This is a genomic window from Vibrio crassostreae, assembly GCF_024347415.1.
Classification (GTDB): Bacteria; Pseudomonadota; Gammaproteobacteria; order Enterobacterales; family Vibrionaceae; genus Vibrio; species Vibrio crassostreae.
This window is the reverse complement of record NZ_AP025476.1, coordinates 2,479,006-2,498,625: the sequence shown is the minus strand read 5'-3', so window position 1 is coordinate 2,498,625 and position 19,620 is coordinate 2,479,006. Positions and strand designations below refer to the sequence as shown.

Sequence of the window (19,620 nt, the reverse complement as noted above, 5' to 3'; positions counted from 1 at the left end):
TAAGGTTGTCGCCAAGGCTGAGACTGTTATGATTTTGAGAAAGATACGCAATTAACTTGATTATGATTCCTTTAATTTACCACCCAATCTACTCGCAACTGCCTTTACCTGAAGGTCACCGTTATCCGATTAACAAATATCAGTTGTTACACAGTGCTGTTGAGGCGCTAATGGATAGCGAACCCTTGTGGAAGAGCAGGTTTGAAGTGTTCCAACCAACGCCCGTTTCGGTTGAGCAAGTAAAACAGGTACACAATAGCGAGTATGTGGATTTGCTTGTTTCTGGAAACCTGCCTGCGGCAAAGATGAGGCGTATCGGCTTTCCGTGGAGTGAGCAACTTATTGAAAGAACGCTCTATTCTAGCGGGGGAACTTGCTTGGCCGCAGAAATGGCGATAGAGAGTGGTTTAGCGATTCATTTGAGTGGTGGATACCATCACGCGCATCATGACTTTGGTAGTGGCTTTTGTCTGTTGAATGATCTTGTGCTGGCAGCGAAGCGAGCGTTGACCTTTGAGCACATAGATAAAGTGTTGATTGTCGATAGTGATGTTCACCATGGCGATGGTACAGCGACGCTTTGCCAAGACAGCGATGAGATTATTACTCTGTCTTTCCATTGTGATAAAAACTTCCCTGCACGAAAGCCATTATCGGATTTAGATGTGCCATTAAGCCGTGAAACTGAAGATGAAGAGTTTCTAAGGTGTTTCGAACAAGTGACCAAGCTGGCGATTGCCCATCATCAACCTGATCTCATCATCTATGATGCGGGTATCGACATCCATCAAGACGATGAACTGGGCTATTTGAATGTGTCTACTCAAGGCATATTTGAACGCGACTGCTTGATGATCGGCTTAGCGAAATCAGAATCTATTCCGATGGCGTGTGTTGTTGGTGGCGGCTATCGAACACAGCATGAAGATCTGGTTCCTATTCACATGCAGCTTTTGAAAGCGGCTCATCATGCTTACGATTAACTTCTCAAATTAACCACTGTAACCTCATGGAAAAGGTGATAAAGAAGAAGTATCTGTTGCACCAAAAAAGACACAACTTGCACCACGTTGATGCGCAAAAATTACTTTTTTATTAATTGGTTACGTATTTGTGTGATTAATTCTGGTCTGTAAATTGCTTTACCCTTGTGAATATAAAAACACAAGGGATGTAAATGAACCTGACGGACAAGGAACGCAGTTGGCTTAAGTGGTTTGGCGCAACAGGGAAACTAGCAATGCGTAGAGCCTATTTTCTAAATCGAAGTAGGACAGAAGAGCTCGAGCAAACATTTGAAAGTATCGCCCATACTCGAGTTCAACTTCTTCATAATTGGGTGAAGAACCAATGGGACTTTTTAGAAGACTCTGCCGTTTATTTGGCAAGCCGAACGGAAGAGCAGGCGGAAAGTACATTATCAAGTCTTCTTAAACGTGGCACGGATTTCTCTGAGCTGGCGATCGTCGATTCTAAAGGTGTCGCGCAAGCATCGAGTTATCACGACCATATCGGAGCAACTCTTGCAGATAAGAAGGCTTTAGTCGAAGGAGCATCGAAGCGTTATCTACACGGGCCGTATATGGATCCACGCACGTTGAACGTAGGAGCTTCGAGTTCATCGTTTCATGATCAAGTCACGCTGATGTTTTATGTGCCCTTTTCTCGGGACGAAGGGACTCAGCAGTTCTTATGTGGTCGTGTTCCTAATGATGTCATTGGTGACATTATTCAGCGAGAAGCGGGGCATATTTATAGTGAGTCGGGTGATAACTATATCTTTATGGTCGACTCTCTTCATGACCCTCAAATTCAGCCAGGTGTCGCGCTTTCTCGTTCCCGCTTTGAAGATAATACCTTTTCACATGGCGAGAACTTAAAACAAGGGATTCATACTGATTGGGGAACGGTTAAGATCCAACAGCACACTGAATTTGAGATTCGATTTACGGATCCTGCCACGAATCAACTTCATCCCGGTGTCAGAGAAACCATCAAAAATGGCAGCAACCTGTTTATTGGTTACCCGGGGTATTCCGACTATCGCCACATTCCGGTCATCGGTAAAGGTATCACTTTTCAACTGGACGGTTCACCAGACACCTTCGGCATGATGTGTGAGTCTGACTTAGAAGAGGTCTATAGAGATCGAAGCCTAAGTTACACCTTATCTAAACATTTTATCGGCTGCATGTTACTGCCTCTATCTGTTCCATTACTGCTTGCTCACTTTTATACGTTAACCCCTCTTTTGTATAGCGGTGTCATGTTCGTGTGTGCGCTTCTCGCTCTCGGTTTATTCCGTCTAGTGAGTGCTAAACCACTAGCAAATAAAGTCTATGAAATGACAGGGGTGATGCAAACCTTAGCCGAAGGTGATGGCAACCTAAGTCGGAGGCTTGATCCAACCACATTCAGCCATAATGAACTTGGTAATTTGGGGCGTTGGACTAACAGCTTTATCGACAATTTAGATAGTACGGTGAGCGATTTGATTCATGCGAGTCACGAAGTAAGAGAAGTATCGGAATCGATGTTTCGTCGGAGTGTCGTGATGAAGCAAACCAGCGATGATGCGTCACTGGCGCTCAGCAACATGTTGGACCTAAGTCAGTATCAACAGAGTGAAATTACTCATGCGACCGTTTCGGCAACGCAAATGGATACAGTAATGAAGAAAGCCGTTCTTAATGCGGAGAAGGAATACAATCAGTCGGTTGAAGGAATGGAGATTGTGCGGAATATTGTAGAAAGCTCAGCCCACAGCGTAAATGAGGTGAATAATGAAATGACCAAAGTGTCTGACATTATAGACATCATTACCGACATTACAGCGCAGACGAACCTTCTGGCATTGAACGCGGCCATAGAGTCTGCAAGAGCAGGTGAGCACGGAAGAGGGTTTTCTGTGGTTGCCTCAGAAGTAAGAACTTTAGCTGATCGAACTTCACAAGCCGCCAACCATATCAGTGACCTAATGAAAGAGCTGCATACCAAGTCTCGCAGCGCTGTTGAGTCTATGGAGCGAGGCGTTGAGAATGTGAGTAAAGGTAATTTAACCGTTGACTCGAACGCCCGCAGTGAGCAAATTCAAGCAGCAGTAGCTGATCTCTTTACGACCATGTCTAACCTAGATGAGAACAGTCAGAAAAATGGACAAACGGCAGATAAAGCCCAACGTTCTATCTCTGACCTACAACTGTCGACGAAACAACTCGCACGCCGAGTTTCGTTAATGGGTAATGCATTGAGCCGCCTAGACCAATTGATAGGGCGCTTTGAAGTGAGCCGAAAGGTGGCGTAGTGGAAAGGCTGTGTAAGCCCGATACGTAAATTTTAGATACAAAAAAGCCGCTGATTTCTCAGCGGCTTTCTTTAATGTGGTGGAGGGATAGGGATTTGAACCCTAGAACCGCTATTAACGGTTGCCGGTTTTCAAGACCGGTGCTTTCGACCACTCAGCCATCCCTCCAATGGCGCGTATAATATAAGGGTGGCTTTCGCTTGTAAATACCCTTATCAACTGACTGCTTTTTTTATGAACGCTTTTTGGTGTTTTTGTTCTAAATGATTATTTATTGTTCGGTTTATTAAGAAGCCGACAAAATCTAATACTCAATAAGCCAAGTATTCCTAACTTTCGTTATACGCGAAGTGTTTCTGTACCATTAAAAAAAGAAAGTATCTAATTGGCTTGCAGGCAAAGTTATGAGGGGAGTGACTTAGGCATAAGAACTTTCAGCTAGGGACTTTTAACTAGGAACTTGTAGCTTAGAACTCTGAGTTTGGAATTTAAAACTAGGTATAAAGTGAATGAGTTTGAAACTGGGACTGCAGAGAGTTTTGTTCGATGAGCTTTATATTTTAAAAAGCTTCAGATGCAAAAAAGCCGCTGATTTCTCAGCGGCTTTCTTTAATGTGGTGGAGGGATAGGGATTTGAACCCTAGAACCGCTATTAACGGTTGCCGGTTTTCAAGACCGGTGCTTTCGACCACTCAGCCATCCCTCCAGTGGCGTGAATAATATAAGGGGCAGAGGATCTTGTAAACCCTTAATTTTCATAATTTTGTTTTGTTGCTTGTTTTCTAATCACTCACGGCAATAAAAAAGGGAAGCCATTGGCTTCCCTTTTCTGTGTGCTGATTATTTAGTCATTTTTTGTGTAGAAACGCTGTAGCTCAGTCAGGCCTTGCATCAACACAGGTAAGCGAGGGCTTACGTTTTTCAAGCGTTTGTAATTCTGGTCGTACAATTTGTAGTTGCCAAATTTATCTAATACCGTTGTTTGTTTGTCAGTAACAAGAGCAAGTTCACGAGAGTCGCCCGCGAGGATCCACTTTCTCTTACGCTCATTAAACAGGCTGCGACCACTACTGAAGTCCGTTGGGTTCGAAGATACGCCCAATAGCTCTTGCATCAGTGTTACTGATACGTCTAGATGACTAGAACGGTGGGTGTATTCAGAAGCAGACTTACCTGGCCAGCTGATAAACAGTGGTACTTGTAACTGATAACGACTGTAGTTGGAGTTTGCACCCCAGCTGTTGGTTTTGGTTTCGTTAAACTCAGTACCGTGGTTAGAGGTAATGATAACTACTGTGTTGTCGGCGAGCTCTAAGCGTTCCAGTTCAGCGTAGATAGTTGCTAACTGAGCATCGGCCGCTGTTGCTGACTTTTGATAATCTGCAGCAAAACGTTCTGCTGTTGTTAACGTTGAGTCCGACTCTGAACTGGAATCGTAGCTGGCGAAGTTATCCAGTGTAGTCAGTTCAATAAAGTTAAACCAAGGGCGCTTAGCTTGCGGTGATTGAATCCAGTCAGACCAAGCTTTGATTGCACTCTGATCATCATAAGTTGCTTGCTCTGGCATCACATCACGGCCTCGGAAGATAATATCCGAGTAAAGTGAATCGCTAAAGTTGTCGCCACTGAAAGCAGCAAACTTATAATCGTGATTATCTAATACATCCAACAATACTGCGCTTGACCCTTGAGCTTCTATGCTGCTTGCGTAGCTGCTCGGCAGGCCGTAGAACAAGCCGAAAATACCAAACATATCGTTACTTGAACTGTAGTGGTTGGTGAAGTTGATCGACTGTTGTGCGTAAGCATAGCTGTTTGGCATCGCTGTCGCATTTAGTGCGTCAGCGCGAAGGTTGTTCACACTCACCATCAGGATATTAAGATCATCACTGCGGCGGTTGTATTGAATTTTTTCTAGCGGATAGCTAACTAGGTTTACGTTCTCTTTGTTCGCTTCTAAACGCTCAAGGTACTCTTCACGATCTAATAGGCCATGTTTTTCCATAAAGCTTTTCGCTGTCATTGGGTAAGACAGTGGGAAGTTCGCTTTCTGGCTAGTAATTGGGTTATAGAAATACGCATCAGCCCACATGTAGGTCAAGTGGCTGCTGATGAAACACAAGAAGAAGACGGCAGTAATCGGACGGCCAATGTGTTTATGAGACAGTTTACGCTGCTTACGCCAAACCCACTCAGACAGACCAAGCTGTAGTAAGAAGATAAATGGCATAACAATGAAGAGGTGCTGCAAATCAGATGTGAATGCAGATTCCTCTCCACTGAATAAAACCTCCCACACGACAGGTGTCAGGTGGAGGTTTATATTTTGATACGTTTGGGTATCAATCAGTAGGACAGTTAAACCTATGGTCGCAAAACAAACCGCAACCAAACGTAATAACTTCCTCGACGGAAGAATAAAAGTGAGCGGGAACAGCACTAATAGATAGAGCGCGAACACTAAAAAGCCAAAATGACCAACCCACGATGCAGCCAAATAAAATTGACCTAGCAAGGTTTCTGGCCAAGCAGATTGAGTAATATAACGAGTACCAATCAACATCGCAGCAATGATGTTGAAAAATGCAAACCAGTGACCCCAACCAACCAGTCGAGATACACGATCGCTATATGAGTTTGCGCTGTCTACCATTTATAATTCTTTTATCCGTCAATCAAATTTAGTGAGACTTTTTATCTTCAAGAGAAGAAATTAAAGCCTCGGCAAATTTTTCAGCAATTCCTTTGCGTTGTGAAGCAGCAACATTCTGATTTAAGACATTGGTTGCGATATTTCCAGCGATCATCAGTGAAAGTTCTGGCGAAGCTTTGTGCTTAGATAGTACAGCACCTACTTCAGCTAGGATTTTTTCAACTTGATCATCTGTGTATTTAGATATAATCGGCATAAGGACTCTAATAATGATAGTAAAAGCGGCTTATGATAACCTACTATGCACGACAACTGAAACCTGAACGGTAATATTTTCACTATGAGCCTTCACCTTTCCAACGTAATTTTACACCAGCTGAGTAAGAACGATCAGGATGAGCTGATTGTTAACTATCGTGCTGAATCTCTAGAAAACGATGCTTCATCTGAAAGCCTAGTTGCTGAACTTCACCGTGTTTTTAATTCAAAAGCAGGCAAAGGGTTTGGTTCTTTCAAATCTGACAGCGAATTCCAGCAGTGGTTGCATCAACTTCGTGCTGGTGAGACAAACTTTTACGATTTTTCTCAAAAGAGTGCGCAACGTCTAAAAGACGAACTATCAAAGTACCCATTCGCTGACGAAGGTATCTTGGTAATGGCCGAATATCAGTCACTTGCAACAGATTACCTTTTCATTGGTTTATTGCCTTCAAACCAAAGCCTAAAGGTAACTGAAGGGCTTGATATTAGTGCGACTGACTACCTTGATATCTCAAAAATGGATATCGCGGCTCGCCTAGACCTTTCTACTTATGAGACTGACAAAGAGTCAAACCGTTACTTAACTTACATTAAAGGACGTGTTGGCCGTAAAGTCGCGGATTTCTTCTTAGATTTCTTACAAGCTGAAGTCGGTTTGGATGCGAAACAACAAAACCAAGTACTGATGCAAGCGGTAGAAGACTTCGTTTCTGACTCTAAATTGGAAAAAGAAGAAGCGATCAGCTACAAAAAGCAGGTTGCGGATTACTGTAACGAGCAGCTTAAAGCCGGTGATGAAGTACAAGTGCGTGAACTTTCTGGAGAATTGCCAGCAAGCACAGATGGTACCAGCTTCTTTGACTATACTAGTGAGCAAGGCTACGAGCTAGAAGACAGCTTCCCAGCCGATCGCGCAACTATGCGTAAACTAACAAAATTTGTTGGTGCTGGTGGCGGTTTGAATGTTAGTTTTGATAGTCTGCTTCTAGGCGAACGTATCTTTTACGATCCGGAGACAGACACGCTTACGATTAAAGGCACTCCACCGAACTTACGTGACCAACTGACTCGCAATAAATCATAGTCCGAAGTTAACGGATAAAAGCGGCAGCAGGATGTTGTCGCTTATTTTGTGCTCAATCTTTTAGTAAGTGTCATGGCTTCAAGTTAACACGCACAAGGAATATAGATGGAACAATCAGTAGCAAAGCCCAAACGCTTTAAAAAACCAGCGACCTTCTTGGTTGTGCTCTTGGCTCTGTGGCTACTTCCTTCATTGGCTCTTCTTAATCTAAGCCGTTCCTACACCAATTCTCTTGCTCAAATCGAAGAGCTCGGTATTCGAGTCAACGAATTGAGGCAATCGCTCTATTTCTCAGAACCGCTTCGAGTCTCTCGTATCAATGATCTCGCACTCGACGCTCAGTTGGTTTATTCGATCCGACTGCAGATTGAATCTGATTTCCAACACGCCTTGTTTCGTCCTGATGTGAACCAACTGTTGTACGTAGCCGATCAGTTCCTAGAAAAGTTCGATGAGTTCATTCCGATCGAAAGCCAAGTTCAAGATATTGTTGATAACATTAAGATGTTGCGTGCTGATAAAGAGCTTTCCCCTAAGCTAAAGCCACTACTAAATGAATTCGGAGTTGTGGTATTTGAAGCAATGTACTCTGACAATCAAAGTTCGTCAGCGACTTATCGAGCCTTTGATTCCATTCTAGAAAAATCTTATTCATTAGAAACCGAAGAACAAGATGCACTCCAACAACTACTGGCAGATGCGTCAGCATTGTTGAGTGATTATGCTCAGCTTAACTATTTGGTCGATAAGATTAAGAAAAACTCAGTGAATGAACAGATCATTAAACTCGAAGCTGAGTTCCACGATCGTCAGTTCAACTTATTGTTGGTGATGCTAGGTCTAAGCTTAGTGGCAATGAGCGGGATAGTGTTGTGGGGCGTTAGATCCAAAAAAACGATTACAGAAGCCGGTCACGAACTCAGTTCTGAGCCTGAAATTGATTCCAGTAAAGAAAAGGCTTCTTCAAGCGACGTGTTTTCCTCAGCCGTGAAACAAGCAGATAATGACGCTTATGTGCCTGAGAACACGTCAACGAACCAGTATTCCGACTCTCAACCTCCGCAGAGCGTTAGCGTCACAAGGCATGTTCAGCAACACTCTGTTGAGCAAGCCCGTGAACCGACGCCAGTAGAAGAAAAGCACATTGCCAGTGTGACAGATTCAAAGCCTGCAATTGATATTGAAGACATGCTAGAAACACTCGATGGTGATGCTGAATCTGTCGAACTGTTGCTTGGTGTGTTTGTACAAGATCATGCAGGTGACTACGAGAAGTTTAAATCTTTGCTGACCAAAGATGAAACCTCTGCCGCACGCATTGTACATAGCTTAAAAGGTGTGGCTGGCAGTATTAAAGCGTCTCGGTTGGCGATTATTGCCGCGAGTATTGAAATGACAATGAAGCAGTCCAGAGCCATCAGCGAACACGACCTAGAAGAACTAGAGCAGGCAATAAAAGCCTCTGTGGATTCTGCTCATGAATATTTAGACAGTCAGCGTTAACTTTTACAGGAATTTTGACAATACTCTGACGAAGCGCTCATACAATCCGCGCCCTTAGTCTTTGTCAGAGGTTTATATGTTACGAGTTTCGATTCGAAGTTGGATGGTGTTGGTGCTTAGCATTGTGCTAAGTGGTTGTTCTCTCTTAGAAGTTAAGTTAGATAGTCAAACGACGCCTCTCACTCAACAAGAGTTAAATGCTCGGCTCATGACGCGTGAATACGCCAAGATGTTTTTTACACGAGTAGAAGACTCGGCTGATTTAATCGCGCAATTTTATCCTGCTGATGACACTTTACATCAATCTTATGTGTTGCTTTGGAAGATCCATGCAGAGCAGGGATTACAACAAGCGGCTTACCAAACTTCCCCAATGTCTGCGTTAATTGACTCGTGGGTTTTCACTGCCCAAATGAATCAGTTTTATAGCCAAGGCGATGGCGCGGACCTGTTCGCGACGGATGATGCGGTAGAGGCTGCTCGTTTTCTTGACCAAGAAGCAGAGAAATTGGCAAAGGGTGTATTGAACTCCAGTGATTTCAAAAAAAGCAAAGCGTTCGTTGCTCAGTTTGCCGCTAGCCACCCATTTAAAGATCTCACATTCAGAAGCACGCCTGCTTACCGTGAATGGCTAAGTTACCTTGGTAAAGACGAGTCGCAAATCGTCCAGAGCTTAGGCACCATGCCAGAAGCAATGAGCGATGCATCAGACCGCTTAAGCTTAATGGCTGACCAGACACCGAAACTGATGACGTGGAAAGCCGAGTTGGTTGCATTGAATAGCTCGCTAACGGGTGAAGACCTATCGATGACGCTAGAAAGCCTTCGTCAAACATCAGCAAGCATGCAAGACTTTATTGAGAACAACCCAGAATACATGCAAACGCTAGCCTCTATTATGTCGACAGAAATGCAGCCATTGCTCAATGATCTTAGTGACAAAACAGACCAAAAACTGGCGATGTTGAGCGATGAACGTGTGGCACTGGAAAAGATGGTGACGCGTGAGAGAGAAGCCCTGGTTGAGATGATTGCGCAAGAGCGCATCGAGATTGCGGGTATTGTGACTTCAGAGAGAGAACTGTTCACACAAGACCTTGATCGCGTCTCTCAAGAGGTGGTGGTACTTGCGATTGATAAACTGATGGAGTTAATCAAAGGTGTGATTATCTACTTCATCCTGTTTATCTTAGTGGTGTTCTTTGCTCCGTTAGGTATCGGTTACTGGTTGGGTAAACGAACCGCCAACAAATAAGTAAATCAGCAGATCAAAAAAGAGCGCTCTAGGGCGCTCTTTTTGCATTTAACCATTAAGTTTTGAGTTACGTTCGAAAGCGTTAGCTCCTGAACTTAAGCTTGTTGCTTGCTTAACTCTGTTGCTTCTTCAGCTTCAAACGCTGGTGCTGTTGGTTCACACTTATCAACGAACCAACCCATGTAAGATGTCACGATAGTCACGATGATACAGATGAAGCTTAACCACATGAACGGTGCGTAAGACAGCGTCGCAACACCAAGAATGCTCGCCATGTAGATACCGTTATCACTCCACGGAACCATACCCGACGTTAGCGTGCCACCAAACTCAGCATTACGAGATAGATTCTTACGCTTGTAGCCTAAACGGTCGTAGTTTTTCGCACAGATTTTTGGCGTAAGGATTAACGATACGTACATTGCAGAACCGAACACGTTACCCATGAAGGCCGTACCAATTGTGCTAGTCGCTAGTGAACCTGCGCTGTTTACGCGGCGCTCAAACACCTTAGCGATTGTCTCTAGTACGCCCACTTTATCCAGTAAGCCACCAAAACCTAGACCAAATACGATAACCGCAACTGAACCCAGCATTGAAGACATGCCGCCACGGTTAAGAATCGAATCAATAAACTCTACGCCAGATGAGATTGAGAACGGTGCCCAAGCCGTGTTGAATGCCGTTAGGAAGTCGATATCTTGGATCATGACCGCCCAGATAATACCCAGCAGAGAACCGAAGCTGATTACCGGGAATGAAGGCATACGGAAAGCCAACAGACCAAGCACGATAAGTACCGGAACGAATGAGTAAGGCGTGATGTAGAACTGAACTTCCATTGCTTTGATTACAGAGTCTACTTGGCTCATGTCCACGTTACCCGCATAGTGGAAACCAAACGCAGTAAACATGATGCCTGTAATCACGTAGCTGATTAATGCAACTGGAAGCATTCCCTTGATGTGTTCAACTACTTCAACACCAGACATTGAAGAAGCCAGAATCACTGAATCAGAAAGCGGAGACATCTTGTCACCGAAGTAACAACCTGACAGCACTGCACCTGCAGTAATCGGTGCTGGAACACCTAGGCCTTGGCCGATACCCATCATCGCGATACCTGCTGTACCCGCAGCGCCCCAAGAAGTACCGGTCGCCAATGCGGTTAGAGAACAGATAATCATGGTCGCTAAAAGGAAGATAGAAGGGTGGATAGCTTTCAGACCATAGTAAATGATAGTAGGTACGATCCCGCCTGAGATCCAAGTACCAACAAGAGCGCCAACGGCTAAAAGTATTAAAACCGCGCCTAAGCCATTGGATATTCCTTTGAGTGCTGCTTTTTCTAAGTCTTTGTATTGGTGTCCAAGACGAATACCAAGAACCATGATAATGAACCAGCCAATATACAAGGCAAGTTGAATTGGAAGGTCAAGCTTTGCAGTAAAGGAAAAAGCAAGGGATAGAAATAGTCCTAACGCGATGAATACCTGTAATAGGTTCGGTAGGCGAGTTTTACTCTGCTTCATAAAAGCCTCTTGTAATTTCGAGCATTTATAGTGCTTCGTTATAGTGTGTGGTGCAGAACGGACACTACAGTAATTAGTTTATTATATCGAAAAAATACGCCCAAGTTGTGATATTTGACTATTAACCCAATCAATTGTGGTTTCATAATCTAAAATATTGTTAAATTCATGATTGTTACATGTTGAAATCTGTCGCACGTTGTTTTCGTTTTGTAAAATAAAACTCTGATTAACCTTGGTTTGAAAGAGGGATTTACTGTTTGTGATGAGCGTCGACTCAAGCGGTTTTGGCGTTGTAAATGTTTGAATTTGTCGATAATGAGCGCTTAATCAATGAGGTGGAGATGGAATGCCGATACAGAGATAACTGCACGATTCATTACGTTCACTTAAAAGAAACGAAAAAGTTACACTTTTTGACAAAAAGCACTTGAGTTCTGTTTCTGAAAAACTTATAGATGGGGGAGAGCAATTTTTAATTTATACATGGAGAGTGAGCGATGAGAGTAGGTCTAGTTGGTTGGCGTGGTATGGTTGGTTCTGTACTGATGCAACGTATGGTTGAAGAGAAAGACTTCGACTTGATTGAGCCTGTTTATTACAGCACATCTCAGATTGGTATTCCTGCCCCTGTTCTAGGCGGCAAAGATGCGGGTCTACTTCAAGACGCTTTTGATATTGATAGCCTAAAACAGCTTGATGCTGTGATTACCTGTCAAGGTGGCGATTACACATCAAAAGTATACCCAGCGCTGCGTCAAGCTGGTTGGAAAGGTTACTGGATTGATGCGGCTTCTACCTTACGTATGGATGCTGATTCAATCATCACTCTTGATCCTGTTAACTTGGCTCAAATCCAGCAAGGCATTCACAGCGGCACCAACACTTTCGTTGGCGGTAACTGTACTGTGAGCTTGATGCTTATGGCACTAGGCGGCCTATATGAAAAAGGCATGGTCGAGTGGATGAGTGCGATGACTTACCAAGCGGCATCGGGTGCTGGCGCTAAGAATATGCGTGAGCTGATCTCACAAATGGGTGTGATCAACGACAGCGTAAGCTCTGAGTTAGCAAATCCTTCAAGCTCGATTCTTGATATTGATAAGAAGGTTGCGGATACGATTCGTTCATCTTCATTCCCAACAGACCAATTTGGTGCTCCTCTTGCTGGCTCATTGATTCCTTGGATCGATGTGAAGCGTGAAAACGGCCAAAGCAAGGAAGAATGGAAAGCGGGCGTTGAAGCGAACAAGATTCTTGGCCTAGATGGTCAGCCAATCCCTATCGATGGTACTTGTGTACGTATCGGTGCAATGCGTTGTCACGCTCAAGCACTGACGATCAAGCTTAAGCAAGACGTTCCAATGGATGAGATTGAAGAGATCATCGCGACACACAATGATTGGGTTAAAGTGATTCCTAATGACCGCGACATCACAGCACAGGAGCTAACACCAGCGAAAGTAACAGGCACTATGTCTGTACCAGTCGGTCGTCTGCGTAAGATGTCGATGGGTAACGACTTCCTAAACGCGTTTACTGTTGGTGACCAATTACTTTGGGGTGCTGCAGAACCACTACGTCGTACTTTACGCATTATCTTAGCTGAGAAGGCGTAATCGAAAGCTCTTTCTATTCAGAAGTTAAAGCAGGCGCCACTCTTTGTGAATGCTTAGCTTCGTGAGAGACAAAGGCCGGTGTTAATACATCGGCTTTTTTGTTCGCGTAAGGTTGATTAATTTCACTCGCGACTTCACTTAAATCTTCTCATTGGAATGGGACAAGGAAGAGATCCCCAACTCGTTCGTTCCTCACTCTTGAGGATGACGTTTTTCTCCTAACTTAAATTGCGTCATTCCCGATAGCGACGAAGGAGCGTAGTCGGGAATCTCGTTTTGGCTCAGTGAACCAACATCAAAAAAGGTGACGATAAACGCCACCCTTTCAGTATTTTTGTGTCACATACTCAAATCACGAAACTGCTATTAAATCTTTTTCGCATCTCGCTACCCGAATCTCGCATCTGCTTTTATTTCTCTTCAGTGACGACACGCTTGTCTGGATCTGCCAATTCGCTTGCACAGTGTTTGCAATACATGGCGTCAGAATCATGACCCGCTCGGTTGCAGTTAGGACACTTAACCAACTCTTTGTGTGAGTTCATTTCATTACTGAGTTCTGCAGTAATAATTCCTGTCGGCACCGCCAAAATTGAGTAACCCAATAGCATGGTCAGTGATGCTATGGCTTTGCCAAGCGCGGTCTGCGGCACCATGTCACCATACCCCACTGTCGTGATAGTTACGATTGCCCAATAGATGCTGTGAGGAATACTGGTGAAGCCATTTTCTGGGCCTTCAATAACAAAGATCAGAGCACCAAAGATAACGACTAAGATCCCAACTGTGCTGAAGAAGATAAGTATCTTTCGTCTTGCCATTAACAGTGAGCGCAACAGAATATTGGAATCTTGCAGGTAGCGAACCAGTTTTAGGATTCGGAAGATACGCATCACACGAAGCAGCCTCACCACACCCATAAACGAAGCACCAGGGAAGATGATCGCTAAGTAGGTTGGAAGAATCGCTAATAGGTCAACGACACCGTAAAAGCTGGTGGCGTAGGATTTTGGTTTTGGAGAGCAATAAAGCCTTAACAAATACTCAAGAGTGAAGAGTGCAGTAAAGGTGTATTCGATATAACGCAGCTGTTGTGACCATTCGCTCATTACATTAGGGATGGACTCTAAAATCAGAACTAACAGCGAAGCCAAGATTGCAACGATCAGAGAGATATCAAATGCACGTCCGGCAGGCGTGTGAGTACCAAAGATAATGACGTACAAATGATGCTTGAGTGGCTTGCGTGACATAAGGAGAGATTCATCTTCTGTTAAATGCATTAACAGTCATTATACTAGCTTCATAATAACGAGGCGAGTGAAAGCCCAATCGCTTTACTCGCCTCATCTATATTTCAATATTGTTGCCCTTTATAGAGCAACCGAAATGCCGTTAAACGTTATGCCAAACCTGGGAACAAATTACGTAAGCCATTGGCGATGAACTCGATGCCCAATGCGCCAAGAATCAAACCCATGATACGAGTGATCACGTTGATACCCGTTTGACCTAGGAAACGAACGATAACTGGCGCTGAACGGAACAAAAGCCAAGAGCATGTTGCGAATGCGATGATGCTAATGCCGATTCCTACCGTATCAATAGCAGCAGGGTAGCGAGACCCGTAAACAATGGTCGAGCTGATTGCTCCCGGACCTGCCATTAGCGGCATAGCAAGTGGAACAACACCGATTTGCTCTTTGCTGATGTATTCAGATTTTTCTTGTTTGTTCTGCTTATCTTCACCGAGCTTACCGCTCATCATCGAAAATGCGATGCTCAGTAATAGTAAACCACCTGCAACACGAAATGAGTCCAGCGAGATACTAAACATATCAAGCAGCATTTGCCCCGCAACAAGAGAGACAATGAGGATCACGGCAACAGCAATGTTTGCTTGTAAGGCTGTCCTGTTCCTCTCTTCTGGCGGCATATGAGCAGTAAGAGAAACAAAAACAGGCATGATGCCGATTGGGTTTACGGCAGCAACAAGCCCAAGGAAGAATTGCATAAAAATTGCGAGTTCTAAGCCTTGCATGAGAGCGATCTCCAGTTAGCGTACTTAAGGTTGAAGGTTTGATCTGTGAATAGTCTAGGCGCGTAATGTAAGGGACAAACTCAATTTACACGAATGAAAAAAACTAACTTGAAATGGGTGTTTTTTTGTAGAAAAACTAATTGAATCTCACTTTTGTATCTTCCTTGTTGTAAGCTCGCTGCTGTTGTTTCATTTTGTAATTTTTTATTGAGTAACTGTTAACTATCGCACGAATTTAATAAAAATTATGTCAGAATCTAGCCCGTGCAACGGTATGGATATACTCTCAGTAGCACGAATATAGCTGTATACATGTAATTTAACAGACTAAAAATGAAACTTTTTTACAGTTTATGACGCAATGTAGAAAAAAGTCGTCTGGTTGCTTGTTTTTTGTGCTGATGGAAAATGTGATTTTAATCTATTTAAATCAGCCTCTTAGGTTCATTTTTGCGATTGCCTTACTACTTTTTGGTTAATTCTTTTTGGGTAACTGATCTGGGTCAATTTTTTTCATACAGTGAAATAATATACTCAGTCCTGAAAGCAATTTACTAAGAACGTTGTTGTTTGAGGTTAAAAGCAAGCAGCGAAATTAATAAAAAGTTTTTAATATTTATTATTTTAGGAGATCCACCATGCCTGTAACTAACTTAGCGGAACTTGATGCTCTAGTAGCTCGCGTTAAAGCAGCACAAGAAGAGTTTGCAACATTCTCTCAAGAGAAAGTAGACGCAATCTTCCGTGCAGCTTCTCTTGCTGCTAACCACGCTCGTATTCCACTAGCACAACAAGCAGTTGCTGAATCTGGAATGGGTATTGTTGAAGATAAGGTTATCAAAAACCACTTTGCATCTGAATTTATCTACAACAAATACAAAGACGAAAAAACATGTGGCATCTTAGAAGAAGATGACAACCTAGGCACAATGACTATCGCCGAGCCTGTAGGTATCATCTGTGGTATCGTTCCAACAACGAACCCAACTTCTACAGCAATCTTCAAATCTCTAATCTCTCTTAAGACACGTAACGGCATCATCTTCTCGCCACACCCACGTGCAAAGAACTCAACTAACGACGCAGCGAAACTGGTTCTAGACGCAGCTGTTGCAGCCGGTGCTCCAAAAGACATCATCGGTTGGATCGATCAACCATCTGTAGAGCTTTCTAACGCGCTTATGAAGCACGACGGTATCGCACTTATCCTTGCTACTGGTGGTCCAGGCATGGTTAAAGCAGCATACTCTTCTGGTAAGCCTGCAATCGGTGTTGGTGCTGGTAACGTTCCTGTAGTTATCGATGAAACAGCTGACATCAAACGTGCTGTAGCATCTATCCTAATGTCTAAAACATTCGATAACGGCGTTGTATGTGCTTCTGAGCAAGCAGCAATCGTTGTTGGTGAAGTATATGACGAAGTTAAAGAGCGTTTCGCTTCTCACAAAGCTCACGTTCTATCTAAAGCTGACGCTGATAAAGTACGTAAAGTGCTTCTTATCGACGGCAACCTAAACGCTAAAATCGTAGGTCAACCTGCTCCAGCAATCGCTGAAATGGCTGGTGTTAAAGTTCCTGCTGATACAAAAGTACTTGTAGGTGAAGGTCTTGGTAAAGTTTCTTACGATGACGAATTCGCTCACGAGAAACTATCTCCAACTCTAGGTCTATTCCGCGCAGACGACTTCGAAGACGCTGTTGCTCAAGCGGTAACTATGGTTGAAATCGGTGGTATCGGTCACACATCTGGTCTTTACACTAACCAAGATACTAACGCAGACCGCATCCGTTACTTCGGTGACAAGATGAAGACTGCTCGTATCCTAATCAACATCCCTACTACTCACGGTGGTATCGGTGACCTGTACAACTTCAACGTTGCACCTTCTCTAACTCTAGGTTGTGGTTCATGGGGTGGTAACTCTATCTCTGAGAACGTAGGTCCTAAGCACCTTATCAACAAGAAAACTGTAGCGAAGCGAGCTGAAAACATGTTGTGGCACAAACTACCTAAGTCTATCTACTTCCGTCGTGGTAGCCTTCCAATCGCAATGAGCGACCTAGAAGGTAAGAAACGCGCATTCCTAGTAACTGACCGTTTCCTATTCAACAACGGTTACGCTGATGACGTAGTTAGCCTGCTTAAAGCACAAGGCATCGAAGTTCAAACTTTCTTCGACGTAGAAGCAGATCCAACGCTATCTGTTGTTGAGAAAGGTGCTGAAGCAATGAAGAGCTTCCAACCTGACGTAATCCTTGCTCTAGGTGGCGGTTCTCCAATGGATGCTGCTAAGATCATGTGGGTTATGTACGAGCACCCAGAAACTCACTTCGAAGAACTAGCAATGCGCTTTATGGATATCCGTAAACGTATCTACAAGTTCCCTAAAATGGGTCAAAAAGCTGAGCTAGTATGTATTACTACTACTTCAGGTACGGGTTCAGAGGTTACTCCATTCGCTGTTGTTACAGACGACAAGACTGGTGCTAAGTACCCACTAGCTGACTACGAAATCACGCCAAACATGGCTATCGTTGATGCGAACCTAGTAATGAACATGCCTAAGTCTCTAACAGCGTTCGGTGGTTACGATGCAGTAACTCACGCTCTTGAAGCTTACGTATCTGTTCTAGCGAACGAATACTCAGACGGTCAAGCTCTTCAAGCTCTTAAGATGCTTAAAGAATACCTACCATCAAGCTACAAAAATGGTGCGGCTGACCCAATCGCTCGTGAGAAAGTACACAACGCAGCAACTATCGCTGGTGTAGCATTTGCGAATGCATTCCTAGGTGTGTGTCACTCAATGGCTCACAAAATTGGTGCTGAGTTCCACCTACCACACGGTCTTGCTAACGCACTACTTATCTCAAACGTTGTACGTTACAACGCGAACGATAACCCAACTAAGCAGACTGCATTCTCTCAGTACGACCGTCCACAAGCACGTCGTCGTTACGCTGAAGTTGCTGACCACCTAGGCCTAAGCCAAGCTGGTGACCGTACTGCTCAGAAGATTGAACGTCTACTGACTTGGTTAGAAGAGCTTAAGAAAGACCTAGACATCCCACTATCTATCCAAGCTGCGGGTGTTAACGAGTCTGACTTCATCGCTAAACTAGACGAGCTAGCTGTTGAAGCGTTCGATGACCAGTGTACAGGTGCTAACCCACGTTACCCTCTAATCACTGAGCTAAAAGAAGTGCTAACAACTTCTTACTTCGGCCAACCATACGTTGAAGGCGAAACTTTCGAAGGTACTACAGTTATCCTTAAGAAAGCAGACCAAAAGCCAGCTGAAGCGAAAGCGCCAAAAGCTAAAAAAGAAAAAGCTAACGCATAATAAGTAAGCATTAGTTTTGAGATAAGTTTTCGCTAGCACGATACTTATCTATCGGGAAAAGATGAAAGCCCCAGTCGAGAGACTGGGGCTTTTTTTATGTTTGGTTCGTTTATAAAACAGATTGAAAGGCGATAGCTCTTGTACTCAATATGAGCTGTGTTCGTCACTATATATTTTGGAGTCGGGAACGGGTTAAACCTCTGCCGCCACAACTCGCCCACTGAAGTAGTCGTTCGAGACAATGTATTCGGTTGTTCTAGTAAGTTCATCTTGCAGCTGCGCCCAATGGCATCGGTTGAGTTTGCCATCAGAGTTATGAACAGCGGGGACAACACCCCCGACTCGAATACCATATGGAGTCAGTTCTTTAGCCCAACTATGGGTAAAGCCAGTGATCATAGAGTTTGCGCTCTCTAAACCGGACATATCGTGAAAGTCATCATGAGATATCACATTCACAATCACGCCTTCCTTATCTTCCTCTCGCAACCTCTCGGCACTAATTTGCCCAAATGCGAAAAGGGTCGATGCCATCGATGAGAGATCATTAATAAAGCTGCTGACAGGCTGATCACCAATTAGGCTTGGCATTGGGGAGCTTATCCAATTGTTGACCAGCACATCCGGTGTAGTGTTGAAGGTCGATTGAATAAAATCATATACGCTGATAATCGCTTGGTTGTCATTGCCTTTGAGCGGGTAATGGTAAACAGAGTCAGAAAATCGGGCACACTGTAAATAAGTTGCCTGAAGTGCTTCTGAGTCCTTATCACAAAGGATGACTGTGGCTCCAAGGTTAACAAAGTGGTTCGCAATCGTCCCTCCCAGCCGCGAGCCAGCAGATGTCACCAATATGATTGAGCTTTTTATTTTCATCCCAGTACCTAAACAAATCGTCCATGTCGAACAAGGATGGGTTAAATTTCATACAATGGGTGTGAATTGGTTCAAACTAAGCTGTACCCATTAATAAGTTTTTATGAACTTAGTGGCACGTCACATTTTGCAGTAACTTCAAGCGGTA

General features: G+C 43.9%; 13 protein-coding genes and 2 tRNA genes. 7 read left to right on the top strand and 8 right to left on the bottom strand.

What is annotated here, in order from left to right:
* Positions 1 to 62: 62 nt before the first annotated feature.
* Both OC193_RS11045 and OC193_RS11040 read left to right on the top strand, forming a co-directional pair.
* Positions 63 to 983, top strand: coding sequence for a histone deacetylase family protein (locus OC193_RS11045; RefSeq protein WP_048662051.1), 921 nt, complete (start codon positions 63 to 65; stop codon positions 981 to 983).
* 194 nt (positions 984 to 1,177) lie between these two features.
* Positions 1,178 to 3,304, top strand: a complete 2,127-nt coding sequence (locus OC193_RS11040; RefSeq protein ID WP_048662052.1) for a methyl-accepting chemotaxis protein — start codon at positions 1,178 to 1,180, stop codon at positions 3,302 to 3,304.
* A 77-nt stretch (positions 3,305 to 3,381) separates the two neighbouring features.
* Here the strand turns inward: OC193_RS11040 and OC193_RS11035 are convergent.
* From OC193_RS11035 to OC193_RS11020, 4 genes are all read right to left on the bottom strand, one after another.
* Positions 3,382 to 3,472: transfer RNA gene (locus tag OC193_RS11035), tRNA-Ser, on the bottom strand.
* Positions 3,473 to 3,919: 447 nt separating this feature from the next.
* Positions 3,920 to 4,010, bottom strand: a tRNA-Ser gene (locus OC193_RS11030).
* Positions 4,011 to 4,148: 138 nt separating this feature from the next.
* A complete protein-coding gene (locus OC193_RS11025; protein WP_048659760.1) occupies positions 4,149 to 5,957 on the bottom strand; it encodes a DUF3413 domain-containing protein in 1,809 nt (602 codons plus the stop codon).
* Positions 5,958 to 5,985: 28 nt separating this feature from the next.
* Complete coding sequence (locus OC193_RS11020) at positions 5,986 to 6,213, bottom strand: YejL family protein (RefSeq protein ID WP_017068253.1); 228 nt, start codon at positions 6,211 to 6,213, stop codon at positions 5,986 to 5,988.
* A gap of 84 nt (positions 6,214 to 6,297) precedes the next feature.
* On the opposite strand from OC193_RS11020, the gene yejK reads away from it, so the two are divergent.
* The 3 genes from yejK (at position 6,298) to OC193_RS11005 (ending at position 10,060) form a co-directional block, all read left to right on the top strand.
* Positions 6,298 to 7,302 (top strand): nucleoid-associated protein YejK, encoded by a 1,005-nt coding sequence (gene yejK, locus OC193_RS11015; protein ID WP_017061190.1) that lies wholly within the window; start codon positions 6,298 to 6,300, stop codon positions 7,300 to 7,302.
* 105 nt (positions 7,303 to 7,407) lie between these two features.
* Positions 7,408 to 8,805 (top strand): Hpt domain-containing protein, encoded by a 1,398-nt coding sequence (locus OC193_RS11010; RefSeq protein WP_048662053.1) that lies wholly within the window; start codon positions 7,408 to 7,410, stop codon positions 8,803 to 8,805.
* A 76-nt stretch (positions 8,806 to 8,881) separates the two neighbouring features.
* Complete coding sequence (locus OC193_RS11005; protein WP_048662054.1) at positions 8,882 to 10,060, top strand: hypothetical protein; 1,179 nt, start codon at positions 8,882 to 8,884, stop codon at positions 10,058 to 10,060.
* A 95-nt stretch (positions 10,061 to 10,155) separates the two neighbouring features.
* Here OC193_RS11005 and nhaC read toward each other — a convergent pair whose 3' ends face one another.
* Positions 10,156 to 11,592: a Na+/H+ antiporter NhaC gene (gene nhaC, locus OC193_RS11000; RefSeq protein WP_017063453.1), complete on the bottom strand. Its 1,437-nt coding sequence runs from the start codon at positions 11,590 to 11,592 to the stop codon at positions 10,156 to 10,158.
* A gap of 500 nt (positions 11,593 to 12,092) precedes the next feature.
* Between nhaC and asd the strand changes: the two genes are divergently transcribed.
* The gene (gene asd / locus OC193_RS10995) at positions 12,093 to 13,211 is read left to right on the top strand and encodes an aspartate-semialdehyde dehydrogenase (RefSeq protein ID WP_017629874.1); all 1,119 of its coding nucleotides are present in this window, start codon (positions 12,093 to 12,095) and stop codon (positions 13,209 to 13,211) included.
* 410 nt (positions 13,212 to 13,621) lie between these two features.
* Here the strand turns inward: asd and OC193_RS10990 are convergent, their stop codons facing one another.
* Together OC193_RS10990 and OC193_RS10985 are read right to left on the bottom strand one after the other, a co-directional pair.
* Positions 13,622 to 14,464, bottom strand: a complete 843-nt coding sequence (locus OC193_RS10990; RefSeq protein WP_048659774.1) for an ion transporter — start codon at positions 14,462 to 14,464, stop codon at positions 13,622 to 13,624.
* Positions 14,465 to 14,613: 149 nt separating this feature from the next.
* The gene (locus OC193_RS10985) at positions 14,614 to 15,252 is read right to left on the bottom strand and encodes a YchE family NAAT transporter (protein WP_004734056.1); all 639 of its coding nucleotides are present in this window, start codon (positions 15,250 to 15,252) and stop codon (positions 14,614 to 14,616) included.
* A 638-nt stretch (positions 15,253 to 15,890) separates the two neighbouring features.
* Between OC193_RS10985 and adhE the strand changes: the two genes are divergently transcribed.
* Positions 15,891 to 18,596 carry a bifunctional acetaldehyde-CoA/alcohol dehydrogenase gene (adhE, locus tag OC193_RS10980; protein WP_048659757.1) on the top strand — a complete coding sequence of 902 codons (2,706 nt, stop codon included), beginning with the start codon at positions 15,891 to 15,893 and terminating at the stop codon, positions 18,594 to 18,596.
* Positions 18,597 to 18,788: 192 nt separating this feature from the next.
* On the opposite strand, the gene OC193_RS10975 is transcribed toward adhE, so the two are convergent.
* Positions 18,789 to 19,472: an SDR family oxidoreductase gene (locus OC193_RS10975; protein WP_048659756.1), complete on the bottom strand. Its 684-nt coding sequence runs from the start codon at positions 19,470 to 19,472 to the stop codon at positions 18,789 to 18,791.
* Positions 19,473 to 19,620 lie beyond the last annotated feature (148 nt).